This window comes from Pseudomonas sp. SbOxS1 (assembly GCF_013416725.1).
Lineage (GTDB): Bacteria > Pseudomonadota > Gammaproteobacteria > Pseudomonadales > Pseudomonadaceae > Aquipseudomonas.
In genome coordinates, this window is sequence record NZ_JAAVXC010000039.1 from 15,931 (window position 1) to 39,551 (window position 23,621).

Annotated in this window: 23 protein-coding genes; 4 read left to right on the forward strand and 19 right to left on the reverse strand. The window is 61.8% G+C overall.

The window, feature by feature from the left end; all coding sequences use genetic code 11:
* Nucleotides 1-194 precede the first annotated feature (194 nt).
* From HFK74_RS28250 to HFK74_RS28260, 3 genes are read left to right on the forward strand one after another with little or no spacing between them, the layout of a single operon-like run.
* A complete protein-coding gene (locus tag HFK74_RS28250; RefSeq protein ID WP_180206381.1) occupies nucleotides 195-1,748 on the forward strand; it encodes an efflux transporter outer membrane subunit in 1,554 nt (517 codons plus the stop codon).
* Nucleotides 1,745-2,866 (forward strand): HlyD family secretion protein, encoded by a 1,122-nt coding sequence (locus HFK74_RS28255; RefSeq protein ID WP_180206382.1) that lies wholly within the window; start codon nucleotides 1,745-1,747, stop codon nucleotides 2,864-2,866. Before HFK74_RS28250 ends, HFK74_RS28255 begins: the two co-directional genes overlap by 4 nt.
* A complete protein-coding gene (locus HFK74_RS28260) occupies nucleotides 2,856-3,878 on the forward strand; it encodes a DUF2955 domain-containing protein (RefSeq protein ID WP_180206383.1) in 1,023 nt (340 codons plus the stop codon). The genes HFK74_RS28255 and HFK74_RS28260 overlap by 11 nt, the downstream gene beginning before the upstream one ends.
* 113 nt (nucleotides 3,879-3,991) lie before the next feature.
* On the opposite strand, the gene HFK74_RS28265 is transcribed toward HFK74_RS28260, so the two are convergent.
* On the reverse strand, nucleotides 3,992-4,444 hold the full coding sequence (locus tag HFK74_RS28265; protein WP_020799502.1) for a YMGG-like glycine zipper-containing protein: 453 nt from the start codon (nucleotides 4,442-4,444) through the stop codon (nucleotides 3,992-3,994).
* A 304-nt stretch (nucleotides 4,445-4,748) separates the two neighbouring features.
* Between HFK74_RS28265 and HFK74_RS28270 the strand changes: the two genes are divergently transcribed.
* Nucleotides 4,749-5,813, forward strand: a complete 1,065-nt coding sequence (locus tag HFK74_RS28270) for an RHS repeat-associated core domain-containing protein (RefSeq protein WP_180206384.1) — start codon at nucleotides 4,749-4,751, stop codon at nucleotides 5,811-5,813.
* 120 nt (nucleotides 5,814-5,933) lie between these two features.
* Here the strand turns inward: HFK74_RS28270 and HFK74_RS28275 are convergent, their stop codons facing one another.
* From HFK74_RS28275 to HFK74_RS28360, 18 genes are all read right to left on the reverse strand, one after another.
* Nucleotides 5,934-6,077 carry a hypothetical protein gene (locus tag HFK74_RS28275; RefSeq protein ID WP_180206369.1) on the reverse strand — a complete coding sequence of 48 codons (144 nt, stop codon included), beginning with the start codon at nucleotides 6,075-6,077 and terminating at the stop codon, nucleotides 5,934-5,936.
* A 43-nt stretch (nucleotides 6,078-6,120) separates the two neighbouring features.
* Nucleotides 6,121-6,468: a Rieske 2Fe-2S domain-containing protein gene (locus HFK74_RS28280; RefSeq protein ID WP_180206385.1), complete on the reverse strand. Its 348-nt coding sequence runs from the start codon at nucleotides 6,466-6,468 to the stop codon at nucleotides 6,121-6,123.
* A 2-nt stretch (nucleotides 6,469-6,470) separates the two neighbouring features.
* The gene (locus HFK74_RS28285; protein WP_180206386.1) at nucleotides 6,471-6,782 is read right to left on the reverse strand and encodes a YciI family protein; all 312 of its coding nucleotides are present in this window, start codon (nucleotides 6,780-6,782) and stop codon (nucleotides 6,471-6,473) included.
* A 3-nt stretch (nucleotides 6,783-6,785) separates the two neighbouring features.
* Nucleotides 6,786-7,658 (reverse strand): dioxygenase, encoded by an 873-nt coding sequence (locus HFK74_RS28290; RefSeq protein WP_180206387.1) that lies wholly within the window; start codon nucleotides 7,656-7,658, stop codon nucleotides 6,786-6,788.
* Nucleotides 7,659-7,695: 37 nt separating this feature from the next.
* Nucleotides 7,696-8,763 carry a maleylacetate reductase gene (locus tag HFK74_RS28295; protein ID WP_180206388.1) on the reverse strand — a complete coding sequence of 356 codons (1,068 nt, stop codon included), beginning with the start codon at nucleotides 8,761-8,763 and terminating at the stop codon, nucleotides 7,696-7,698.
* Nucleotides 8,764-8,771: 8 nt separating this feature from the next.
* Entirely contained in the window at nucleotides 8,772-10,235 is a 1,464-nt protein-coding gene (locus HFK74_RS28300) for an aldehyde dehydrogenase family protein (protein WP_180206389.1), read from the reverse strand.
* Nucleotides 10,236-10,325: 90 nt separating this feature from the next.
* Complete coding sequence (locus HFK74_RS28305) at nucleotides 10,326-11,345, reverse strand: hydroxyquinol 1,2-dioxygenase (protein WP_180206390.1); 1,020 nt, start codon at nucleotides 11,343-11,345, stop codon at nucleotides 10,326-10,328.
* A gap of 45 nt (nucleotides 11,346-11,390) precedes the next feature.
* Entirely contained in the window at nucleotides 11,391-11,885 is a 495-nt protein-coding gene (locus tag HFK74_RS28310; RefSeq protein ID WP_180206391.1) for a hydroxyquinol 1,2-dioxygenase, read from the reverse strand.
* A gap of 232 nt (nucleotides 11,886-12,117) precedes the next feature.
* Entirely contained in the window at nucleotides 12,118-13,047 is a 930-nt protein-coding gene (locus HFK74_RS28315) for a LysR family transcriptional regulator (RefSeq protein WP_180206392.1), read from the reverse strand.
* 232 nt (nucleotides 13,048-13,279) lie between these two features.
* The gene (locus tag HFK74_RS28320) at nucleotides 13,280-13,741 is read right to left on the reverse strand and encodes a nuclear transport factor 2 family protein (protein ID WP_180206393.1); all 462 of its coding nucleotides are present in this window, start codon (nucleotides 13,739-13,741) and stop codon (nucleotides 13,280-13,282) included.
* A gap of 165 nt (nucleotides 13,742-13,906) precedes the next feature.
* Nucleotides 13,907-14,302: a c-type cytochrome gene (locus HFK74_RS28325; RefSeq protein ID WP_180206394.1), complete on the reverse strand. Its 396-nt coding sequence runs from the start codon at nucleotides 14,300-14,302 to the stop codon at nucleotides 13,907-13,909.
* A 32-nt stretch (nucleotides 14,303-14,334) separates the two neighbouring features.
* The gene (locus tag HFK74_RS28330; protein WP_180206395.1) at nucleotides 14,335-16,062 is read right to left on the reverse strand and encodes an FAD-dependent oxidoreductase; all 1,728 of its coding nucleotides are present in this window, start codon (nucleotides 16,060-16,062) and stop codon (nucleotides 14,335-14,337) included.
* Between the two features lie 49 nt (nucleotides 16,063-16,111).
* Nucleotides 16,112-17,023: a transporter gene (locus HFK74_RS28335; protein WP_180206396.1), complete on the reverse strand. Its 912-nt coding sequence runs from the start codon at nucleotides 17,021-17,023 to the stop codon at nucleotides 16,112-16,114.
* A gap of 641 nt (nucleotides 17,024-17,664) precedes the next feature.
* Nucleotides 17,665-18,387 (reverse strand): NAD(P)H-dependent oxidoreductase, encoded by a 723-nt coding sequence (locus HFK74_RS28340; RefSeq protein WP_180206397.1) that lies wholly within the window; start codon nucleotides 18,385-18,387, stop codon nucleotides 17,665-17,667.
* A 9-nt stretch (nucleotides 18,388-18,396) separates the two neighbouring features.
* On the reverse strand, nucleotides 18,397-20,043 hold the full coding sequence (locus tag HFK74_RS28345) for an ABC transporter ATP-binding protein (protein WP_180206398.1): 1,647 nt from the start codon (nucleotides 20,041-20,043) through the stop codon (nucleotides 18,397-18,399).
* Between the two features lie 2 nt (nucleotides 20,044-20,045).
* Nucleotides 20,046-20,873 (reverse strand): ABC transporter permease, encoded by an 828-nt coding sequence (locus HFK74_RS28350; RefSeq protein WP_008063712.1) that lies wholly within the window; start codon nucleotides 20,871-20,873, stop codon nucleotides 20,046-20,048.
* 3 nt (nucleotides 20,874-20,876) lie between these two features.
* On the reverse strand, nucleotides 20,877-21,836 hold the full coding sequence (locus HFK74_RS28355) for an ABC transporter permease (protein ID WP_180206399.1): 960 nt from the start codon (nucleotides 21,834-21,836) through the stop codon (nucleotides 20,877-20,879).
* 157 nt (nucleotides 21,837-21,993) lie between these two features.
* Nucleotides 21,994-23,595 (reverse strand): ABC transporter substrate-binding protein, encoded by a 1,602-nt coding sequence (locus HFK74_RS28360; RefSeq protein ID WP_180206400.1) that lies wholly within the window; start codon nucleotides 23,593-23,595, stop codon nucleotides 21,994-21,996.
* Nucleotides 23,596-23,621 lie beyond the last annotated feature (26 nt).

Below are 23,621 nucleotides of genomic sequence, written 5' to 3' on the forward strand. Positions count from 1 at the left end.
CCGGGAAAGAAGGTGGAACGAACATAGTTCAAGCTGAACACTCGTTCAACAGAAAACTGTCGACGGTTCGCGTTCAGCGTAAACAGGTCGTTTTCAAGACAGTCGCGACGTTTTTACCTATCGATTGCCCAGGCCATGCAGAAGGCATCCCGACGACTATGCTGCTGTGAGGTCCTTTGGCTGGAAAACACTTAATGCAATCAGGTACATCCACGCGGATGCGGCGCCACCGGCTGCTGCTGATGGGCGTAGTGGTCCTCGGCGGTTGCGTACGGCTGGGGCCGGACTTCCAGCCGCCGGGCGAAGCCTGGGTCGATCACTGGAACACCCCGGCCCTTGAACAGGCCAGCCAGCGCCAGCAGTACCCGGACATCCGCCAGTGGTGGCAGATCTTCGCCGACCCGGTGCTCGACCGCTTGATCGCCGAATCGGATGCGCACAATTCCAGCCTGAAGATCGCCGGCTTGCGCGTGATGGAGGCCCGGGCGCAATTGGGCATCGCGCAAAGCGGGCGTTACCCGCAACTGCAACAAATCGCCGCCGACAGCGCCTACATCAACCGCCATCAATCCGGCGGCAACAACCCGGTGGACAGCCATTTCTGGCAACACAGCGCCGGGTTCGACGTGGGCTGGGAACTGGATTTCTGGGGGCGCTTCAGCCGTGCCATCGAGGCCGCCGATGCCAGCTACTTCGCGGCCGAGGCCAACTATGACGACGTGCTGGTCCTGTTGCGGGCGCAGGTGGCCGACTCCTATTTTTTTCTGCGCACCACCGAGGCACGTTTGCGTGTCGCCAACGAAAACGCTCGCCAACAGCACCGCAATTTCGAAATCACCGAAAGGCTGTTCAAGAGCGGCCAGACCGCCGAACTCGACCTGCAACAAGCCAAGACCCAATACCTGGGCACGTTGAGTACCCTACCCGTCCTGGAAGATCAGCTTTATCGCACGCGCAATGCCTTGGCCGTGTTGATCGGCCAGCCACCCGGTGCGCTGCCACTGGTGGCCGACAACAGCGAGTTGATCCCGCTGGTCGATCGCGCCGTGTTGCAGGATGTCCCGGCCAACCTGCTGCTGCGCCGGCCCGATGTGCGTGCGGCCGAATTGAACGTTGCGGCACAGTCGGCGCTGATCGGCGTCGCCGAAACCGACTTCTACCCGGCCCTGACGTTGCTGGGCAGCATCGTCTGGTCGACCGATACCTTGAGCGGAACGTCGCGCAGCCTCGACCTGATTGGCGGGCCCAGCCTGCGGTGGAACGTGTTCGACTACGGCCGCATCAGCAACAACGTGCGCGTGCAGGATGCGCGCTTGCAGCAGTTGATCGAAGCCTATCGCGACAAGGTGCGCCAGGCCGCGCGCGAGGCGGATGACGCCGCCAACGGCCTGACCCGCGCCCTGCAACGCGAGCGCATCTTGCGCGAGGCGGAAAAAGCCGCGCAACGCTCGCTGGCCCTGGCCAACACGCTCTACCGCGAAGGTTACTCGGACTTCCAGCGGGTGCTGGATGCCCAGCGGGCCTTGCTCGAACTGCAGGACAGCTATCTGCTCAGCCGTGGCGATGCGGTGAGCAATGTGATTGCCCTGTACAAGGCACTGGGCGGCGGCTGGTACAGCGCCCAGCCCAAGGTTGATCGCGCCACGCGACAGCAGATGGAACAACGCACCGACTGGGGCGACTTGCTCGCCGAGCCCCCGGCAGAGCAACCCGCCTTCCCTTTGCCCAATCAGGTGAAAGAACCATGACTGAAGCCGCGCCCTCCCCCCAGCCCGCGCCGCCTGCCGCCGACCCGACGAAAAAAGGCATCAAGTGGGTCTTGCTGCTGATCGTCCTGAGCCTGGCCTGGTACCTGCTGGCGGACCGCTTCACGCCTTATACCCAGCAGGCGCGGGTGGGTGCGTTTGTGATTCCGGTGGCGGCGGAAGTCGCTGGCCGGGTGATTCGCGTCAACGTGCGCAATAACCAGGATGTGAAAGCCGGCGAGGTGATTTTCGAGATCGACCCGCAGCCCTACCAGATCGCCGTGGATCGCGCGCGCGCCGACCTTGAATCGACCCGTCGGCAGATCGGCGCCAGCACCGCCGGCATCGCCTCGGCGCAAGCCAGCCTGCGCGCGGCCCAGGCCAACGAGCTCAAGGCGCGGCAGGACAATCAGCGCCTCGAGGGCTTGTACCGTGAAGACCCCGGAACCATTTCCGTGCGCCTGCTGGAGGTGTCCCGCGCCAACCGCGAGGCGGCCGTCAGCCAGGTCGCCGCGGCCCGCGCCGAAGTGCAGCGCGCCCGTGAGCAGGAAGGCGGCAGCGAGGAAGACAACGCCCTGTTGCGCAGTGCCGCCACCGCCCTGTCGAAAGCCGAACTGGACCTTTCCAACACCCAGGTTCGCGCCCGTTCAGCCGGCTTGATCACCGACCTGCGCACCGATGTCGGCCAGTTCGCCGCGGCTGGCAACCCGGTGATGACCCTGATTGCGATCCACGATGTCTGGATCAGCGCCGACATGACCGAGAACAACCTCGCGCTGGTCAAGCCCGAAACCCCGGTGTCCATTGCCCTCGATGCGCTGCCCGGCGAAGTGTTCGAGGGCCGTGTGCGCAGCATCGGCTACGGCGTCAGCGTCGGCCAGCCGACCGCGCCCGGCAGCCTGCCCACGGTGCAGAACAGCCGTGACTGGCTGCGCCCGGCCCAACGTTTTCCGGTGGTCATCGAGTTCTCCCCCGAGTCACTGACCCTGCTCAAGGACAACCGTGCCATCCGTTCCGGTGGCCAGGCCGAAGTCATGGCCTTCCCTGCCGAAGGCAACGTGCTCAACCCGCTGGGGCACTTGTTCCTGTGGCTGATGAGCTGGCTGTCGTATGCCTACTAAGCGCTCGCCAAGGGTGCAGCGCGCATTGCGCCTGGCCTGTGGCACCGCGCTTTGCCTGGCCGCGAGTTTCGGCCTGGCTATGCCGATTCCCTTCCTGGCGCCGGTGCTGGGGGCATTGCTGCTGGTCAGCCTCAATCGCCCGTTGCCGTTCAAGGCCACCCTGGTGCTGGCGCTGACCGCGATGCTGACCACCGGCATCGGCCTGCTGCTGATCCCGCTCCTGCGTTACTACGCCTTCAGCGGCGTGCTGTTGATCGGTCTCGGCCTGCTGATGGTGTTTCGCTTTGGCCAGCGTGGCGGCAACAACCTGGTGGTGACCTTCCTGGTGATCGGCCTGACCATGATCCCGGCGGCCGGGGTCGCCGACTTCGGCCTGGCGGCGACGGTCATCAAGGCATTGACCAGCGGCTTGCTCCTGGCCGTGATGATCGGCTGGCTGAGCCACTGGCTGTTCCCCGAACCGGACAACGCCCCAACACCCCCACCCGCCCAGGCCATGTCGGCGGCAGACGTCGACCGCGTCGCATTGCGCGCCACCCTGATCGTGATCCCGACCTTCCTGCTGGCCCTGATCGACCCCGCCAGCTACCTGCCCATCGTGCTCAAGGCCGTGAGCCTGGGACAACAGAGTTCCAGCACCAACGCCCGCGACGCCGCCCGCGAGCTGATTGGCTCGACCTTGCTCGGCGGCCTGTTGGCGATTCTGTTCTGGAGCGCACTGACGGTCTTCGTGCACCTGTGGATGTTCTTCCTGTGGATGCTGCTGTTCGCCCTGATCCTGGCGCGCAAGCTCTATGGCCTGAGCCCGGGCCGTTTGAGTCCTGGCTTCTGGCTCAACAGCCTGATCACCCTGATCATCCTGTTGGGCCAGTCGGTCCAGGACAGCCAGGCCGGCAAGGACGTCTACACCGCCTTCGCCGTGCGCATGGGGCTGTTCATTGCAGTGACGTTGTATGCGTGCCTGATGGTGTATTTGCTGGATCAGCGGGAAAAAACCACGCTCAAGGTTTAGACCGCTTTTGTAGGAGCGAGGCTTGCCCGCGAAAGCGGTGTGTCAGCCAATATCAATGTTGACTGTGGCGACGCCTTCGCGGGCAAGCCTCGCTCCTACAGGTTCAACATTGATTATGGATTAACCTGATACCCCTTCCCCTGCAAGCAACTGGTATACGCCGTCGAAGTGGTCGCCGCGTTGGTTTTCTCCTGCGCCCGACGCTCCTGGCGCTGGCGCGATCCGCCGACCACGGCGCCCGCCGCCGCGGTTTCCTTGGCGCGGTTCTGCCGGTAGTCCTGCTTGGTATCGTCATCGACACGATCATAGAACTCGTCATGCTGGCGGCCGCGTACCTGGGCCCCGGCCGCACCGGCTGCCGCACCTACTGCGGCGCCCTTGAGCCGTCCGCCAGAGGGCGTGGACGTGGTTGAGGTGCTACTGGCGGCGATGCTGTTGCATTCGTTGATGTCCAGTTGAGTCTGTTGCGAGGTCTGGCCCTTCAGCGGTACTACCGTCTGGGCCCATCCCTGGGCACTGCAAAATGACAGTGCGACGCACAGGCCGATGGGTGACAACCTTTTCATGATGATCTCCTGATGGGCGTGGTTCACCCTCAAAGAGTGTAGTTCACCCCTCCTTTCCCACCTGCCTGGACTCAATCCCGAAGTCACCCTTGTAGGAGCGAGGCTTGCCCGCGAAGGCGTCAGGTCAGCCAACATCGATGTTGGATATGCTGTCCTCATCGCGGGCAAGTCGGATCGTCGCACCGCCGCTCCCACAAGGTTTCTGGTGCACACAGCTTTTCGCCTATCAGTTCTGCTAGTTCCCGACTCCGACAATCCCGTTGATACTCAAGCTCTCCCAGACCTTGAAAGCTCGGAGCGCCCAATGACAAACCCGAAGCAACCCTGGCTCATCCGCTATAGCTACGACCCGCTGGATCGACTGACCACCCACGCTCGGTCAGATACCCCGGAACGTCATCGCTTTTACTGCAAAAACCGCCTGGCCACCGAAATTCAGGGCGCAATCGGCCACTCCATCGTCCAGTACAGTGACTTTCTTCTGGCACAGCAACAGCGCCAACACGATGTGCACGACACCACCTTACTGGCGACTGACTTGCAACGTTCGGTAGTGAACACACTCAAGAAAAACACCGAGCGACAAGCCATCGCCTACTCCCCATACGGGCACCGCCTTGCCGAAAGCGGGTTGACCAGCCTGTTGGGCTTCAACGGCGAACGGCCGGATCCGGTGACTGGGCATTATTTGTTGGGTAATGGTTATCGGGCGTTTAATCCAGTGTTGATGCGGTTTAATTGCCCAGACGATTTGAGTCCGTTTGGGACGGGTGGGGTTAATTCGTATGCATACTGCAAGGGTGATCCGGTTAATTTTATTGACCCTACCGGCCACTTAAAAAAACCTATTCAATACATCCTCGACAAAATAAACAGAACAAAACTAAACAAGGAAATTGACACTATAACTTCAAAAATCCAGGCCGACCCACTTGTAACCAAACTAAACCATGAACACTTTAAAGAAACAACAAAACAGCAATCCGATTTAATTTACGAAAGACACCCAGTAGAACTTAAGGTTGATGACCCACACTCATTTCAAAGCATGACACTGAAGAAAGTTCCGGCTCACCAGCGTTCCGAAATACACAACGGCATAGCCAAACGCGATACTGTTCGAGATATTTTTCTTGAAGAGCAAAAAAAACACGGAGTAATCGGTATCGATCGTGTCACAGAAGAAATGGTCAAGCGTTTTAGGCCTGCTGATGGAGGGGCACTGGACTTCTACAATCCATCACCGTTTACCTATGGCCTTACGACTCATATGGAATTATTTAGGATCGCAAGGACCAGAAGAACTATCCCCACTCCAATCGAGTCGATCATGAAAAATGCCGAGCAGCGTAAAATTCGAAAATCTTAATCTGACACCAACAAGGTCATAAAATGGTATTCGTGCTCGGAACTGAATCTGCGTCGCGCCGCAGTCTTGCAGGCAGAGGTCGCTGTCATGCATGCCTCATCGCTGATATACAGCACATTATCAGGCCGCAGTACTACTGGCCGTGATGCTATGGCATTCGTTGATTTCCAGTTGAACTTTCATCGGCGCTACAGTTTCAGCCCCTCCTTGGGCGCTGAAAACCGACAATGCGACGCACAGGCCGATGGGTGACAACCTTTTCATGATGATCTCCTGATGGGCGTGATTCACCCTCAAAGAGTGTAGTTCAGCCCTCCTCACCCACCTCCATGACCAGACGGTTATCCACCCAGCGCACCGGCACAGGTTCCAGCCTCGCGCCCTTGCACGGCCCGTCGATGCAGTGCCCGTCTTCAAAACGAAACATCGCACTGTGATGCGCGCACATCAGCACCTGGCCGCGATAGGTGCAGAATTCCTGCGGGCGATAGTCCAGTGGCACGGAGAAATGCGGGCAGCGGTTGATGTACACCCACACCTGCTCGCCCTGGCGCACCGCGACGAGGCCGGCGGGATGCAGTTGCTGGTGCTGCGGCAGGCCGAGGGCGCCGCCGTCGGCGATGTCCTGGCGGTGACACAAGGTAATGAGGGTCATGGTCAGCCCCGCAACTCCGGGTTGCCGAGGCTCCAGTGCCAGGGGCGAATCTGGATGCTCGCAAACAGGCCGGCCCGGACATAAGGATCGTCCTGGACGAAGGCTTCCACCTCCCCCAGGCTGCCGGCTTCGATCACCAGCAGCGTGCCATTCATCGCCGAGCCTGCATCATCGAGGGTCGGGCCTCCCAGGCGTACGACCACCCGGTGCGCATCGGTTGCCCGCAAATGCGCCTGGTGACTGGGCCGCAAGCGCTGGCGCAAGGCCAGGCAATCCGGGTGGTCGGTGGCGAAAACCGCAAAAAACTGGCCCATGATTCACCCGGCCTCCATGACGAATTCGTAACAGGCACGCTTGAACGGCAATGGCATGCCCAGCCGTGCGGACAGGTCATCGTGACTGGTGCGATCCTCGTAGATCACCTGTAACGACTGTTTGACCCCGAACACCGCATCGGACGCCAGGTACGGATCATCGTGATTGAACAGGTGGGTCACCAGTTTGCGATATCCCGGTGCCTCGATCATGAAATGCAGGTGCGCCGGCCGCCATGGGTGACGGTTGGCGGCCTCGAGCATGCGCCCTACCGGGCCATCGGTCGGGATCGGGTAACACACCGGGACGATCGTGCGGATCGCAAAGCAACCGTCGGCGTCGGTGCGATAACGACCGCGCAGGTTGCCGAACGGCTGTTTGCTGTCCTGGCCCGAATACATGCCGTTTTCGGCCGTCTGCCAGACGTCCAGCACCGCGCCGACCAGGGCATTGCCGTGGGTATCGACCACCCGCCCGCGTACCAGCGCCGTCTCGCCCGGGGTGACGGCCATGTTCTCGCCGAACGCGCGCTCGGGCATGCCTTCGATGTAGAACGGCCCGAACACCGTGGTCTCGGTGGCCGTGGCGCTGTGGCGATGATTGATAGCGTCGACCAGCATCGACACGCCGAGGGTGTCGGACAGCAGGATGAATTCCTGGCGCACCAGGCCGTCGCACTTGTGGCCGGTTTCGGTCAGGAAACCAATGCCTTCGAACCATTCCTGTTCGGTCAGTTCGACCTCGCTGACAAACGAGTGCAAGTGCCGGACCAGGCTTTGCATGATCTGTTTGTAGCGGGCATTGGGCGCGTCACCGAAGCTGTTCACGGCCTGCTCGGAGATCAGTTGTTCCATGGCTTTATCTTGATCGGTCATTATTGTTGTCCCGACGAAAGTGGTAGTGGCTCGCCCATCAGGCAGGAGCCTGGCCTTGGTAGGCTCGGGTCAACAAGGCTTCAATCGGGCCTTGCTCAAAGGGTCGCGGATTGTAGTAAGGGCTGGCGCAGGCGATTTGCGCGGCTTCAGCCGGGCCGTTTGCCGGGAAGCCGATGTCCGCCAACGCCAATGGAATACCCAGTTTCTGGTTCAGCGCGTACAACAAGCCACCGACCTCGCCCGCCTCGCTTCCACCCAACGCACGCGCCGCGCGCTGCAGGGGCCCGGCCGCTGCTTCACGGTTGTAATGCGCGGCATGGGGCAGGACGATGGCGTGGGCCTGGGCATGAGGCAGGTTGAACGTACCGCCCAGGGTATGGCAGAGCTTGTGGTGCAAGGCCATGCCCACCGACCCCAGGCAAATACCCGCCAGCCACGCGCCATACAACGCCTGGCTGCGAGCCTCGGGATCGCCGGGATCCTTGACCACCCCCGGCAATGACTGCGCCAGCGAGCGAATCGATTCCTCGGCCATGAAGCCGATGATCGGGTTGGCGTCCTCGGCGTACAGCGCTTCCACCGCGTGGGCCATGGCGTTCATGCCCGAACAGGCGGAGATCTGCGCCGGCAGGGTCAGGGTCAATTGCGGATCGTAGATCACGGTTTTCGGCAGCACCCGTGGGTCGCGTCCGGTTTTCTTCAGGCGGTTCTCGGTCAGGCCGTAGATCGGCGTCATCTCCGAGCCGGCGTAGGTGGTCGGCACCGCCACAATCGGCAGCCCCGAATCCATGGCAATCGCCTTGCCCAAGCCAATGGTCGAGCCACCACCGATGGCCACGCAGCAATCGGCATCCAGACGGGCCGCCTCAGAGCGCGCCGCTTGTGCCACCTCCAGCGGTACGTGCATCACCGCGTGCGGGTACACACCCGCCGCACGATCACCGAGCAACGCCGCGACGCGTTCACCGAGACCGTGCTGTTCCGGCGTGGTGAGGATCAGCGCTCGGCGGGCACCCAGGCGCTGGATCTCTTCGGCCAGTGCCGAGAGCTTGCCCCAGCCGAACACCACGCGGGTCGGCAGGCTTTGGTAGACGAAAGGATTCATGGCCAGCCTCAGCGTTTGAAGTGTGGGGGGATTTTCGCGTCGACGTTGACCCACACCGAGCGGGCTTCGGTGTAGTCGTGGATCGCTTCAAAGCCCATTTCCCGGCCGTAACCGGACTGCCCTACGCCGCCAAACGGGCTGCCGGGGCTGACGCGCTTGTAGCAGTTGATCCAGCACATGCCGGCATGGATGGCGTCGGCCATTTTGTGTGCACGGCTGAGGTTCTGCGTCCACAGGCCGCTTCCCAGCCCATATTCGGTGCTGTTGGCGATGGCCAGCGCTTCTTCGTCGGTGCGAAAGCGCACGACAGTAACGAAGGGGCCGAAGACTTCTTCCTGGCAGACACGATCACCCGGCTTGGCCTCGACCACGGTGGGTTCGACATAGAACCCCTTGGCCAGGGCCTGGTCGTCCGGCGCCTTGCCCCCGGCGAGGATCTTGCCGCCCTGCTCGATGGCGATATCGATGTAGGCCAACACGCGGTCGCGGTGCAGTGCCGAGGTCAGCGGGCCCATTTCGGTTTCGGGGTCCATCGGGTCACCGAGACGGATCGACTTGGCCAGCGCGATGAAGCGCTCCAGGAACTGATCGGCGATGTCTTCATGCAGAATCAGCCGCGAACCGGCGATGCAGGCCTGGCCCTGGTTATGGAAGATCGCCCAGGCAGCGCCGTTCACAGCCGCTTCCAGATTGGCATCTTCGAACACAATGTTCGCACCCTTGCCGCCGAGCTCCAGCTGAATGCGCTTGAGGTTGCCCTGCGACGCTTCAACAATCCGCCGGCCGGTCGCGGTCGAGCCGGTAAAGGCAATTTTGCCGACGTCCAGGTGTTCGGCCAGTGCCTGGCCCGCGGTATGACCGTAACCCGGCACCACGTTGACCACGCCTTTGGGGAAGCCGACTTCGGTCATTAGCTCGACAATTCGCAAGGTCGACAGCGGCGTGATTTCCGAGGGCTTGATGACGATGGTGTTGCCCGCCGCCAGCGCGGGGCCCATCTTCCAACTGGTGAACATCAGCGGAAAGTTCCAGGGCACGATCTGCCCGACCACGCCGATCGGCTTGCGCTGCACGTAATTGAGGAACCCGGCTTCCACCGGAATCACTGCGCCTTCGATCTTGTCGGCCATGCCGCCGAAATAACGGAAGCACGCGGCGGTGCGCGGTACATCGAGGCCACGGGAATCGCGGATCGGGTGCCCGGTGTTCAAGGACTCCAGATGCGCCAGTTCTTCGCTGCATTCTTCGATTTTGTCCGCCAGCTTGAGCAACAGGCGTCCGCGCTCGGCAGCGGCAAGGGCCGACCAGGCTGGAAACGCACGTTTGGCGGCGGCTACTGCGAGGTCGATGTCAGCGGCTTCAGCGGCGGCAATGCGGGTGATCAACGAGCCGTCATGGGGCGACACCACGTCGATGGTGCCGCTGGCGACCGCATCGACGAAGCGGCCATCGATATAGAGCTGATTTTGCATAATGGTTTCCTCGCACCGCGCATGTGGCGCAGTGTCTGACTGGATGGCTGAGAGCGTGGCCCGGCGCGGTGCCGGGCAAGACACTTGGTCTTAGAACTCGATCGGATACGGCTTGAGTTCGCCGCTTTCATAGCGTTGCGGCAGGTTCGGCGTGGCGTTTTCCCAGACCAGCAGCATCGAGCGCTTGGTCGAATAGCCCTGGTGGCGAATGTCGGCCGGCATGGCGCAGATGTCGCCGGCGCGCATGGTGATGCGCGCGCGCGGGTTGCCGTCGTCCTTGTCGCCGACATCCCAGATGATCTCGTCCGATAGCTGCAGGAACCACTCGATCCGGTCATTGCCATGGAACACCGGCAGGATGAATTCTTCGGTGGTCGGGCAGAACAGGCTGGCCTTGCACACCGAGGTCACCGAGGGGTTCCAGGTCACGTCGGAGCGCGACAGGTACTTGTGCAGGTTGAAGGCATGCAACTGGCCTTCGAAACCTTCGGCGGCGTGAATTTCCGGTTCGTCCTGCGGTACATCGATGAACTGGCGGTTGACCGGCAGATCGTTGCGCAGCGGCGAATCATCCGGCAGGCCGGGCATGCGCCTGGTGGCGATGCGAAAGCGTTCGATGGCTTCGATGTTGTTGCCGTTCTTGCGACCGAAGGCGCTGCCGGTTTCTTCCGGTGCGGCGAACGGGTCGAAGGTGGCGTTGGTCCAGTCGCGCAGGATCGCCTTGAAGGTGGCCATGATCAGAGGCGTTTCGAAGTTTTCGGTGTAGTTGACCCCTGCCGCCTTGAGCGTGCCATTGAAGGTGCCGGCGTACAGGTCGACTTTGCCGTAGTAATTGCGGGTGCCGATGACGTGGTCGAAGTTGACCCAACCGTAGAAAAAGCCCCAGGCCACGTCGCGCATCAAGGCGCGCAGAAAGGCATCGGCCGGAATCAGGTGCGAACGGGTCTGGCCTTTGGCAGGCCAGGTGATGCGGGCGAAATACTCGTCGCGCGACAGCTCGAACGCACCGAGTTTGAAGGTGCGATAACCGGTGACGGGATGGGCGGCGCTGGCCTGGACGTCTTCGTCGGCGAACAGTGGCGTTTGGGCAGCGGTTTCAAGCATGGCCATGGCGGAATTCCTCTTGTTATTGTGGGCGGGGGGCGACTGGGCAGATCACTTGAAGCAGATGTCGGCCCACTTCTCGACCGACAACGGGCCTTTGATCGTCTGCTGCAGGATCACGCCCGGGCGACTGGCTTCGAAGCGATACGCGCTGCCCACCGGCAGCAGGCACTGATGGCCGCGCTTGAGCAGGACGTAACCCATGGGTTTGCCCGCCGGCACTTCGCCTGCCAGTTGCGTGCCCTCGCCTGCGGTCAATGGCGCATCGAGCTTGAGGAAGTCCACCCGCACTTCACCGTCCATGACGATGGCGAATTCGTCGTGCGCGGCCGTGTACCAGGGCGACTGGCCCTCGGCGCGCAGGGTTTCAATGACGTAGCCGAGGTTGAGGCCAACGACGACCTTTTCATAGGGATGGGATTTTTCCGCCACCTCGAAAACGTTGGAAAACGCGTAGTGACTGGCCTGGCCGCTGATGATTTCAACCGAGCCCTTGGTGTACTTGTCCAGCGAGCCGAAGACCGTTTCGATTGCCGCGCTACTCATGGGTTTTCACCGTTTTGTTGTTGTAGTAACAGTGAGCCAACAGTACGTCGCGCCTGGCCCTGGAACAATTAGAGGACCGGCGACAACAGTGTTTGCGAAACGCAAACACTGCAGTCACGAGCTCTTTCTTGTAGGAGCGAAGCTTGCTCGCGAAGGTGTGTCAGCTGAGGTGATATCGCCTGACACACCTTCGCGAGCAAGCTTCGCTCCTACAGAGGTGTGCGCGCGTCTCTTAACGAACCCAACCGCGCTCCAGCAAAGGCTTGTCCCAGCAGGGCTCGTCGCCGAAGTTCTCCACCAGGAAGTCAATCAACGTACGGACTTTCAAGGCCCGGCGCTGGGTCGCGGGGTACACCGCGGAAAAGTTGAAGGAGGACAAGGCATACTCGGGCAGCACCGGAATCAGCCGCCCGCTGAGCAGGTCGTCGCTGGCCACCAGCGTCGGCAGGCAGACAATACAGACGCCGGTCTGAGCGTAATCTCGCAACAGATGCACCGAGTTCGAGCGCACCTGACCGGGCAGGGTCAGCTCCACCTGCTCGTCTGCGCCGTTGAACAGCCAGCGGTTGCGCGACGGATACCCCTCGTACAGGGCGATCTTATGCTGCAGCAATTCCTGGGGATGGGTCGGCACACCGAACTCGCTGGCGTAATCGGGGGACATGCAGAACAACCGGCGAACGCTGAACAATTTGCGTTCGATCAGGGTTTCCGCCATCGGCGGGAACATCTGGAACGCCACGTCAAAACCTTCTTCGATCGGGTCCACCACCCGGTCGTTGACGATGACATCCACTTCAATGTCCGGGTACAGCCGCGTGAACTCGGCCAGCATGCGGCCGAAGTGCCCGATGGCAAACCCGGGCAGCATCTGCACCCGCAGTTTGCCGGTGGGTTTGGCGCGCAGTTCGCGCATGTGTTCGGTCAACGAGTTGAAACTCGCGACCATGTCCGCGCATTCCTTGTAATACGTCTCCCCGACCTCGGAAAGCCGCACATGACGCGTGCTGCGGTGGAACAGCGGCGCGTTGATGAACTGCTCCAGTTGTTGGATGCGATGGGTAATGACCGAGCGGGTCACGCCCAGTTGCTGGGCCGCCCTGGCGAAGTTTCCGGTTTCGGCAACCCGCACAAAGGCTTCGACACTGAGTAAACGATCCATGGGGCAGGTTCTCTGGATGTTTTTGTTCTTATAGGCCTACGAGGTTAGCCTGTCGGCACCTCGCACTCCACATCCCGGGCAAGAACCTGCCCTGAACTGAAATGGCAACCCCCTGTAGGAGCGAGCCTGCTCGCGATGGTCGTCAACGATTACGCGGGGTGCCTGATGCCCCGCGGCGCCCTCGGGTTTTTCGCGAGCATGCTCGCTCCTACAGCGGATCGGGGGGCAGCGGTTAGCGGTTGAGCCAGGGATAGCGCGCAGTGTCCTGGCTGCCATAGTCAGGGTCCAGGTAGATGAAGCAGCGCTGGATCTTGAAATCACGGATCTCGAACACGTCGGCCCAGTAGCCGGCACCGGCCGGTGAAGGAACGCCCGCACGCCAGTGGCCGTCGACGTGCTCGCCAAAACTGGTGCCTTCACAGACCAGCGTGTCGGTACCCGTGAGAATCCAGTTGAAGTGCGCGTAGTCGTGGGTGATCGATTTCAGGCGGCTGCCCAGGTCGCTGAACATCTGGCCGATCTGGTCACGGCCGGTGGCCAGTCCCCACTTTGGAAACAGGACCTGAGCATCCTCGGCGAACAGTTCGAGAATGCTGGTGCCAGTGGAGGTGATACCGCCATTGTCGAATGCCTTTAGGTATTCCAGGGCGACCGATTTGCGTTGCTCGTCGGTCATTGTCAGGGTGCTGATCATGGCTGTCTCCGAATTGCTTTTGGGATGATGGAAACCGATACATATCCCCGTAGGAGCTGCCGCAGGCTGAGATCTTTTGATCTTGATTTTTTGGCGAATTCAAGTCTGCCGAAGATCAAAGGATCGCAGCCTGCGGCAGCTCCTACAGGGGAATTGCCGTGGTTTTTATTGAAGGGATTTGATGTACGTGATGATCTTCTGCCGCTTGGCCGGGTCGTCCTGGGAATACACCATGGCACTGCCCGGGGCGACGCTCTGGGCATCGGTCAGCCAGGCGTCGAGCATCGGCTCGTCCCAGACCTTGCCGGCCATGGCTTTGGCGTAGCCGTCGCTGTAGGTGAAGTTGGTTTCGCTGGCCGCCTTGCGACCCAGCAGCCCGAACAGGTTTGGGCCCTGCCCCGGCGGTCCGCCCTTGTCAAAGGTGTGGCAGACCGCGCAGTGGTTGGTCGCCAGTTTCTGGGCCAGCGCCAGGTCATCCGCCAAAGCGCTGCCGGTCAAAGCAAAACTGGCCACCAGCGCCATCAGCGCCGGGGCTCGCAGTAAGAAGTTGAAGTGCGTCATATCGTTGATCTCATGCAGTCACGGGGCTTGATTCAGCTTCGGCTCGGTTCTTTGTGCGCCTGGTTCGCCGCGCGATAGGCAAAGGCGATGATCGGGCCCAGCGTCGAACCACCGGCCCAATAGGCGCGACCGGAGGCCGACGCCACGCAGTTGCCGACGCCGTACAGGCCAGGGATCGGCGCATTGGCGTTGTTCAATACCTGGCCGACGGAGTTGGTTTTCGGGCCGCCCTTGGTGTCGAGGTTGCCGCCCGTGATCAACGCCGCGTAGTACGGACCTTTCGCCGCCAAGGGGTACAGGGTCAGGTTGCCGGTGCGGTCGGGCTTGACCGGACCGGTGAACACGCCCTGGATCACCCGCTCGCCGCGATGGAAGTCCAGGTCCTTGCCCGTCTTCGCCAACTCGTTGAAGCGCTTGAGCGTGGCTTTCAAGTTGAGGTTGAAATCGGCACTGAGCTTCATCCCGCCAATGTCGGCGGCGTGTTTATCCAGGCGTTCGGCGATGTTCTTCGCCAGCTCTTCCAGGGTTTCGCCCTTGACCACATGGCGGTCGTTGCCGCCCTTGGGCACGATCGGCGAGCCGTATTCGTCGCTGCTGCAAAAGTCCTGGGCGCGCTGGTCCCAGATCGAGAACATCACCAGGTTCGGGTATTCGGCTTTATCGCCGTCCCACTGGAAGAAGGTCGGGACCAGTTCGTTGTAGACGGTTTTTTCGTTGACGACGCGCTTGCCGTACTTGTTCACCATCAGCATCGAATCGCCGTTCATGGTGAAGATGCCGGACATCGAACCGTCCTTGGCCAGGGCTTTTTCCAGGAGGATCGGGCATGACCATGCGTAGTTCATGTTGCGCAATTGCACACCCAGTTCGCTCGAGATACGGATGAAATCGCCTTCGTTGGTCAGGGCCGCACAGCCGCCGTAGACCGGGGCATTGAGGAAGTTGCGACGCAGTTCCGGATCGTGGGTAAAACCACCTGTGGCGAAGATCACCGCTTTGCGCGCCTTGACCCGCTGCCGCGTGCCCTCTTCGGTTTCGACTTCGACGCCGGCGGCTTCCCCCTTGGCATTGAGGATCACCTTCACCACGCGCTCGCCGGTGCGGATTTGCACGCCGTCACGCTTGGCGGCCGCAGTGAGCGTACGAATCGCCACGCGACCGCCATCCGACATGCTGGCCCGGGCCTCCTTGGGCACCAGTACGCGGCCTTTCTTTGCCTTGTCTTCGGGCAACTCTGCGAAATAATCCGGCACGTCCGGGCAATGGCGATAAGGCAGCGCGTCGCGTTCGGCCAACAGTTCGGCAGCGGGCGAGGCGCTCTCGTAGATCGCTTCGCACATCTCGTATTCCCAGTCCGACAGGCCGAGTTTGGGCAGCGAGGCGTCGTAGGATTGTGGCCGAGTCAGGCGCGCGACATAGCGCAGGTAGTCGGCTTTGTCATCGACGATGCCAGCGTCACGCATCGGCTTGTTGTTCGGCACCCAGTACCAGAACGCCGCTTTCGCTGCGGTGCCACCGGGGCTGCCGGCTTTTTCCAGGATGACCACGTCATTGCCCAGCCAACGGGAAAACAACGCAGTGGGCAAACCGCTGCCGCCACCGCCGACCACGACAATGTCGTGCTCTCGGTCAAAGGGCAGTTCGTCGCTGGCCATCGCCCGTGCGGCCACCCCCGACAAGGCGGCGACAGCCGTACCGGCGGCGCCGGCCTTGATGAAGTTGCGACGTGACAGGGCAAGTTTCTGGTTTTCTTCGTTCACTTTTTATTCTCCGGAATGAGTAGCGGCGACACAGGCAGGCGTCGTTGATTCACCAGTAATGCCAGAGCTGCACAAATAAGCCGTCGGTGACGGTGGTGTTGCGCCCTTCCACGCCTTTGGAATAGTGGATGGACACCTGGTCCCACATTTTCTGGGCGAAGACCTTTTGCACGCCGGGCTTGAGCTGGAACAGCACGCCGGCGCCGAGCGCGGTTTCGTTGGATTCAGAGAATTCGATGGTGTTGTTGTTGCGGTCATCGGAGCCGAAGGTTTTCTGGTAATCGGCGCTGAGGAAGGGCGTGACCTGGTAGGTCGGGCGATCGACGATGTTGTAGCCCAGGCGCAGGTTGGCGTGGCCCGTGTCGCCAGGTTCGGTGTGGTGCGGGCCATCGCCGCGAAGGATCGCGCCGACCAGCAGGTCGATGTTCACCTTGCCCAGCCATTCGTTGTAGAACAGCGAAGGCCACAAGGCGTAGGTGTCGCTGCTAACCGAGTCCGCGCCGGTCGGCAGTTGCACATAGGCTTGTGCACCGATCGTGCGCAGCGGCGTCGGGTTGTACCAGACCAGGCCACCGACCAACGGATCGCCCAGCCCGCTGACCCGCGTGCCGTTGCCGCGCACCGCGATCTCCGGGAGGGTGATACTGGCGATGAAGCCGGTGTTGGGCAGGCCGTCCATCTTCCAGTAGTGCAACAACGACGTCAGGCCGACGTAGGTCTCGGTGTTGCTGCCGGCGACCTTGTTGCCGTGATCGTCAAAGCGCTTGCGGTCGTCGTTGTATTCAAACTCCTGACCCACCGAGTTGTAGGGCTCGGTGAAGTCGGAACTGAACTGAAAGCTTTGGGGCCGGTTGCTGGCGTAAGGGATGCCCGATGCTTGCGCCATCGTGGGAAACAAAATGCCAGCCCCCAGAACGGGAGCGAACAGGGTCGCTGCACAACCCCATGCACGAATACTCATACCTGCCTTCCTTATTTTTATTAGGCGCCAGACCCCCGAAGGGGCGTAAGGCCGAAAGCAAGGCAGGACGTCTTGATGAGCCCTGGCTGGAGCTCCACCGGATCGTTGGCCGATCCCGGTGTTCGGCGTGATGGAGGCTACAAGCCGGCCACTGCACCAACAATTCCATTCTCGGCGACATCAGTGTTTGCGTAATCAGAACAATGGGGCGGGGATTTGAGCAGGAGGTCATCAAAACTGTGGTGACTGCAGGACTTGCGTGCGCTGAAGATCAACTGTGGGAGCTAGCCTGCTGGCGATGGCGTCGGGCCAGCCAACTTGGTTGTTGAAGCTGATGGCCCCATCGCGAGCAGGCTCGCTCCTACAGGGGAGTTGTGGTGGCCGCGGGATTTGCGTGCGCTGAAGATCAACTGTGGGAGCTAGCCTGCTGGCGATGGCGTCGGGCCAGCCAACTTGGTTGTTGAAGCTGATGGCCTCATCGCGAGCAGGCTCGCTCCTACAGGGGAGCTGTGGTGGCCGCAGGATTTGCGTGCGCTGAAGATCAAACTGTGGGAGCTAGCCTGCTGGCGATGGCGATGGGTCAGCCAACGTGGATGTTGAAGCTGATGGCCCCATCGCGAGCAGGCTCACTCCTACAGGGGTCAAGCATTTACAGCGTCGGTTCGGTGCAGTGGATAGAGCTGTTCGTCGAACTGCGACAGCTTCGGAAAATCCAAGGGCTGGTCGTCGCTCAGGTGTTGCAGGCGCTGGGTATAGTCCACCAGGAATTGCTGCCGCGCCTCATCACTGATGTACGGCACATGCCAGGCCACAAACGGCTCCAGCACATCAAACCCGACATACGCCAACGTGCCGCGCAGGATCGGCCGCAGCATGTCCTGCAACGGACCGTGGATCGCCTCTTCACCAAACATGTGTTCACGCCCACCCAAGGTCACAGTGACCAGGGCCTTTTTACCGGCCAGGCCGCCCTGATCGTAGAAGCGCTTGCCGCCGTAGCAGATGCCCGACACCAGCACCCGGTCGATCCAGCCCTTGAGCATGGCCGGGGCTGAGAACCAGAAGATCGGGAAGTTGAGGATCAGCAGGTCGGCCCACAGCAGTTTGTCCAGCTCGGCTTGGATGTCCGCCGCCAGCGACTGGCTTTTAACGCCGAGGCGTTGTTCCAGCGCATAGACCAGGTACTCGGGATTTTCCCGCGACGAGAAATCATCGGCGCTGGCCACCGGGTTCCAGTTCATTTTGTACAGGTCGCTGACCTGCACTTCGTGGCCCTGGGCTTCCAGAGTCGCGACGGCCTGGTCGCGCAAGGCGGCGGTGAAGGATTGTGGCTCTGGATGGGCGTGGACGATCAGTACTTTCATGGGTATTCCTTAGACTTTTTCCAGCATAGGGTTTGAATTCGGGGTGGCGCGGCTGGCCAGCAAACGGTCGAGCCAGTCCGGGTCCATCTGCGGCTCGGAAGAAAACAGCAGGCCGGTGTAGTCCTGGTGCGGTGGCGTAAAAATAGCACTGCGCGAGCCATGATCCACCACCCTGCCCCGTTGCATCACCAGCACTTCGTCGGCAATCGCGCGCACGGTGGCCACGTCATGGGTGATGAACAGGTACGCAACACCGAGCTGTTGCTGAATGCGGTTGAGCAGCTTGAGCACGCCTTCGGCCACCAGTTGATCGAGAGCCGAGGTGACTTCGTCGCAGATGATCAGTTGCGGATCGGCAGCCAGGGCCCGGGCAATGCAGATCCGTTGTTTCTGCCCACCGGACAACTCCCGGGGCTGACGTTCCATGAAGGTCGCGGGGTCCAGTTCGATCATTTCCAGCAATTCGGCCACCCGCGCGCGCATGGCCTTGCCCCTGAGCCCCAGGTAGAAGGTCAACGGCCGGCCGATGATGTCGACGATGCGCTGGCGCGGGTTCAGTGCCGTGTCCGGGATCTGATAAATCATCTGCACACGGCGCAGCTGCTCCTTGCTGCGCTGGCGAAAGTCCGCGGGCAGCGGCTCGCCGTCATACAGCACTTGCCCGTAAGTCGGTGGCAACAAACCGGTGATCAGCCGCGCCGTGGAGCTTTTACCGCTGCCGGATTCACCGATGACCGCCAGGGTCTGGCCGCGATACAGCTTCAAGGACACGTCATGCAGCACCGGTTGCTGCCCGTAGCTGGCGCAACTGTTGCGCAGTTCCAGCAACGGTTTTTCCTGTTGCGGGCAGGGTTTGGGTTCGGTGCGGAAACTGCGCACCGCCCACAACGACTTGGTGTAGTCCTCCTGCGGATCGCCGAGCATCTTGCGGGTCTCGGCCTCCTCCACCAGTTTGCCGTGGCGCAGCACCATGATGCGGTCGGCCATCTGCGCCACCACCGCCAGGTCGTGGCTGATGTAGATCGCTGCGCTGCCGTAGGTCTTCACCGCATCGCGAATCGCCGCCAGCACTTCGATCTGGGTGGTGACGTCCAGCGCGGTGGTCGGTTCGTCGAAGATGATCAGGTCCGGGTGGCAGGCCATCGCCATGGCGGTCATGACCCGTTGCAGCTGACCGCCGGAGACCTGGTGCGGGTAACGCTGGCCGATCTGTTCGGGGTTGGGCAGGCGCAGCACGCGATACAACTCCACCGCCTCGCGCATGGCCTGTTCACGACTGATGCCGCCGTTCTTCACCGCCGATTCCACGTGCTGATCGATCAAGCGATGGGCCGGGTTGAACGAGGCTGCCGCACTCTGCGCGACGTAGGCGATGCGCAGGCCGCGCAATTTGCGCAAGTCTTCGGGTTTGGCCTTGAGCAGGTCGATGCCGTCGAAATGCACCGTGCCGCCGGTGATCTTGCAGCCGTCGCGGGTGTAGCCCATGGCCGACAAGCCCAGTGTCGACTTCCCTGCTCCGGACTCACCGATCAGCCCCAGCACTTCACCGCGCTGCAGGGTCAGGTCGATGCCCTTGATCAGCGGATGCCAGGCGTCCTCGTAATGGCCTTCGATGTGCAGGTTGCGGATTTCCAGCAAAGGATTGGATGTCGTCATGTTCAGCATTCCTTGAGGCCGCTGGATTTGTGCAGCATCCAGTCGACGACGAAGTTGACGCTGACCGTGATCAGGGCCACGGCCAGGGCGGGCAGTAATGGACTGATGTCGCCGAAGGTGATCAGCACCGCGTTGTCGCGCACCATGCTGCCCCAGTCGGCAGTCGGCGGCTGGATGCCCAGGCCGAGGAACGACAGCGCACTGATGAACAGGAACACGAAGCAGAAGCGCAGGCCGAATTCGGCAATCAGCGGCGCCGCTGCGTTGGGCAGTACCTCGCGGGTCACCAGCCAGCACAGGCCTTCACCGCGCAGGCGCGCGGCCTCGACGAAGTCCTGCACCACCACGTTCATTGCCACGGCGCGCGACAGGCGAAACACCCGGGTCGCATCCAGCAGCGCGATCACCAGCACCAGCGAGGTGGCCGTGGTGCCGACCACACTGAGAATCAGCAAGGCAAAGATCAATTGCGGAATGGCCATCAGGATGTCCACCACGCGCGACAGGCCCTGATCGACCCAACCGCCCTTGATCGCCGCGATCAGGCCGCAGGTGCCACCGAGCAGGAACGCCAGCACCGTGGTCAGGAAGGCGATGCCCAGTGTGTTGCGCGCGCCATAGACCAGGCGGCTGAACATGTCGCGCCCCAGGTTATCGGTGCCCAACAGGAACTGCCCGCCCCACGGCGCGAAGCCCTCGCCCACCACCTGGGTTTCGCCAAACGGCGCCAAAACCTCGGCGAACAACGCCACCAGAATGTACACAACGATCACCAGCAATCCGAACTTCGCACTCAGCGGCGCCCGGAGCAATTGTTTAAGCAGGCTCATGGTCTATCCCTTTGGATGCATCAGGCGTGGGTTGCTGGCAATCGACAGCACGTCGGCGCTGGTATTGAGCAGGATGTAGGTCGCGGCGAAGATCAGGCTGCAGGCCTGGACCACCGGGATATCGCGCTTGGCCACCGAGTCCACCAGCAACTGGCCGAGGCCCGGATAGACGAACACCACCTCGACCACCACCACGCCGACCACCAGGTACGCCAGGTTCAGCGCCACCACGTTGACGATCGGCGCCAGGGCATTGGGCAAGGCGTGGCGGAAGATGATCCGCGATTGGCTGATGCCCTTGAGCCGGGCCATTTCGATGTACGGGCTGGCCAGCAGGTTGATCAAGGATGCGCGGGTCATGCGCATCATCTGCGCGATCACCACCAGGCTGAGGGTCGCCACCGGCAATACCGAGCGCTCCAGTACCTCACCCAGGCTGGCGTTGGGCGAGAGATTGGAAATGCTCGGGAACCAGTTGAGCTTCACCGCGAACACCAAAATCAGGATGTAGGCGACGAAAAACTCGGGGAACGACACCGCGCTCAGGGCCGAGGTGTTGAGCAGGCGGTCGAACCAGCTGTTGCGATACAACGCCGCGAGCATGCCCAGTAACAACGCCAAAGGCACCGACACCAGCGCCGCCAGCAGCGCCAGGCTGAAGGTGTTGCCCAGGCGGGTGCCAACCAGCTCGGCGATCGGCCGCTGGTTGGCCAGCGACACGCCGAGGTCACCGTGCAGCAATTGCCAGATCCAGTGCCCGAAACGGGTCAGGGGCGGCAGGTCCAGGCCCAGTTGCGCACGGTAGGCCGCCACGGTTTCCAGGGTGGCGGACTGACCGAGCATGGCCTGGGCGATATCGCCGGGGAGCAGGCCGACGGCGAGGAAGATGATGACTGATACCGCGAATAGCGAAAGCAGGCCTAACGCGAGGCGCTGCCCTAACAGCTTGAAAATACTTCTCATCGTGCAGTTCCTTGAATTGGGCACGCTTGCAAAAACTGCAAATCTCTAACTGTAGGAGCCGGCTTGCCGGCGAAGGCGTCTTCAATGTCGGTGCAAGGCTGAAGGCCGCCTTCGCCGGCAAGCCAGCTCCTACAGGGGATCTCCATCGTTCCCGGCGTTACGCCTGCCACCAGCGCTCGATTACGCGCAAGCCGTCGAGTTCGCCATAGGGCGCGGTCTGCCCGCCGTGCACCACGCGGTTGGAACGCGCCGCCACCGAACTGGCGAACAGCGGGACGATCGCCCCGCCGTCATCCCGGCACAGGGCCTGCATTTCGTTGTACATCTCGCGGCGCAGCGGGTCGTTCATCTCGCCCCGGGCGGCGTTGAGCAATTGGTTGAAACGAGGGTTGTCCCAGTGGGTTTCGTTCCACGCCGCGCCCTTGGCGTAGCCGATGCTGAACATGCGGTCGGCGGTCAGGCTGCTGTACCAGAACGAGGTGGTGAAGGGTTGCTTCATCCAGACATTGGAGAAGAAACCGTCGGCGGGCTCGCGCACCACGTCGATGTCGATCCCCGCCGCACGGGCCTGTTCCTTGAACAGCACCGAGGCATCCACCGCACCGGTGTACGCCGCGTCGGAGGCCTGCAGGCGGACCTTGAGCGACTCCAGGCCGGCTTTTTTCAGATGGAAGCGTGCCTTGTCCGGGTCATAGCTGCGCTGTTCCAGCGCGGTGTTGATGAAGCGACTGCCGGGCTGGATCGGGTGATCGTTGCCCACCAGGCCATAGCCGTGCAGCACCGACGCCAGCAGGGTTTCGCGATTGATCGCGTGCTTCATCGCCAGGCGCACGTCGTTGTTCTGGAACACCTGGCTGTCGGTGAGCATCGGGAAGGTGTAGTGCTGGGCGCCCTTGGTTTCCTCGATGATCAGGTTCGGGTTGCGCTTGAGCAGCGCCACGGTCTTGAGGTCGACCTTGTTGATCACGTCCACTTGCCCGGTGACCAGCGCGTTGACCCGCGCGGCGCCGTCGGCGATGGCGATCAACTCGGCACTGGCGAAGTGTGCCCGCCCGGCTTTCCAGTAATCGGGGCTGCGTTCCAGGGTCATGCGCACGCCCGGCTCGAAGTCCTTGAGGCGATAGCCGCCGGTACCGACGCCGGCCTGCCAGTCCGGGGTGCCGTCCTTGCTCGGCATGATCACCAGGTGGTAATCGGCGACCACATAGGAGAAATCGGCGTTGCCCGAGTGCAGCTCGAACACCACGCTGTCGCTGCCATTGGCGCTGACCTTGGCCACGTCGCCCAGCACGGTCTTGGCCGCCGAGGTGGATTTCTCGCCGAGGTGATGCTGGATCGACGCCACCACGTCATCGGCGGTCAGGCTCTTGCCATTGTGGAAGGTCACGCCCTGGCGCAGCTTGAAGGTCCAGACGCGGGCATCGGGGGTCGAGGTCCAGCTTTCCGCCAATTCCGGGATCGCCGTGCCGTCCACGGCAATTTCAGTCAGGGTGTTATAGACCGCCGAGAAGCCGACGAAAGTGAAGGTATCGCTCCAGGAACCGGGGTCCTTCGAGTCGGTGGTGCTGCCGCCAGCCAGGCCCAAACGCAGCACGCCGCCGGCTTTTGGCGTCGATTCCGCCGCCATGGCGCCAAACGGCAGGCCCATGGAGAATGCCCCGGCCACCGCCGCAGCTGCCGCGCTGTACTTTAAAAAGTCCCGGCGCGGAAAACTGAATTCGTGGTTCGCTTGAGTAATCTTGTTTTTGTTATCGCTCATTGCATTGCCCCTGATCAAAAACTAAT

Coding starts and splice junctions, on each gene's coding strand:
- HFK74_RS28290 (WP_180206387.1), bottom strand. CDS start 7,658: ATGACCGATCAAGATAAAGCCATGGAACAACTGATCTCCGAGCAGGCC.
- HFK74_RS28285 (WP_180206386.1), bottom strand. CDS start 6,782: ATGGGCCAGTTTTTTGCGGTTTTCGCCACCGACCACCCGGATTGCCTG.
- HFK74_RS28360 (WP_180206400.1), bottom strand. CDS start 23,595: ATGAGCGATAACAAAAACAAGATTACTCAAGCGAACCACGAATTCAGT.
- HFK74_RS28335 (WP_180206396.1), bottom strand. CDS start 17,023: ATGAGTATTCGTGCATGGGGTTGTGCAGCGACCCTGTTCGCTCCCGTT.
- HFK74_RS28320 (WP_180206393.1), bottom strand. CDS start 13,741: ATGATCAGCACCCTGACAATGACCGACGAGCAACGCAAATCGGTCGCC.
- HFK74_RS28255 (WP_180206382.1), top strand. CDS start 1,745: ATGACTGAAGCCGCGCCCTCCCCCCAGCCCGCGCCGCCTGCCGCCGAC.
- HFK74_RS28325 (WP_180206394.1), bottom strand. CDS start 14,302: ATGACGCACTTCAACTTCTTACTGCGAGCCCCGGCGCTGATGGCGCTG.
- HFK74_RS28260 (WP_180206383.1), top strand. CDS start 2,856: ATGCCTACTAAGCGCTCGCCAAGGGTGCAGCGCGCATTGCGCCTGGCC.
- HFK74_RS28310 (WP_180206391.1), bottom strand. CDS start 11,885: ATGAGTAGCGCGGCAATCGAAACGGTCTTCGGCTCGCTGGACAAGTAC.
- HFK74_RS28300 (WP_180206389.1), bottom strand. CDS start 10,235: ATGCAAAATCAGCTCTATATCGATGGCCGCTTCGTCGATGCGGTCGCC.
- HFK74_RS28355 (WP_180206399.1), bottom strand. CDS start 21,836: ATGAGAAGTATTTTCAAGCTGTTAGGGCAGCGCCTCGCGTTAGGCCTG.
- HFK74_RS28275 (WP_180206369.1), bottom strand. CDS start 6,077: ATGAAAAGGTTGTCACCCATCGGCCTGTGCGTCGCATTGTCGGTTTTC.
- HFK74_RS28315 (WP_180206392.1), bottom strand. CDS start 13,047: ATGGATCGTTTACTCAGTGTCGAAGCCTTTGTGCGGGTTGCCGAAACC.
- HFK74_RS28345 (WP_180206398.1), bottom strand. CDS start 20,043: ATGACGACATCCAATCCTTTGCTGGAAATCCGCAACCTGCACATCGAA.
- HFK74_RS28265 (WP_020799502.1), bottom strand. CDS start 4,444: ATGAAAAGGTTGTCACCCATCGGCCTGTGCGTCGCACTGTCATTTTGC.
- HFK74_RS28295 (WP_180206388.1), bottom strand. CDS start 8,763: ATGAATCCTTTCGTCTACCAAAGCCTGCCGACCCGCGTGGTGTTCGGC.
- HFK74_RS28280 (WP_180206385.1), bottom strand. CDS start 6,468: ATGACCCTCATTACCTTGTGTCACCGCCAGGACATCGCCGACGGCGGC.
- HFK74_RS28340 (WP_180206397.1), bottom strand. CDS start 18,387: ATGAAAGTACTGATCGTCCACGCCCATCCAGAGCCACAATCCTTCACC.
- HFK74_RS28305 (WP_180206390.1), bottom strand. CDS start 11,345: ATGGCCATGCTTGAAACCGCTGCCCAAACGCCACTGTTCGCCGACGAA.
- HFK74_RS28250 (WP_180206381.1), top strand. CDS start 195: ATGCAATCAGGTACATCCACGCGGATGCGGCGCCACCGGCTGCTGCTG.
- HFK74_RS28270 (WP_180206384.1), top strand. CDS start 4,749: ATGACAAACCCGAAGCAACCCTGGCTCATCCGCTATAGCTACGACCCG.
- HFK74_RS28350 (WP_008063712.1), bottom strand. CDS start 20,873: ATGAGCCTGCTTAAACAATTGCTCCGGGCGCCGCTGAGTGCGAAGTTC.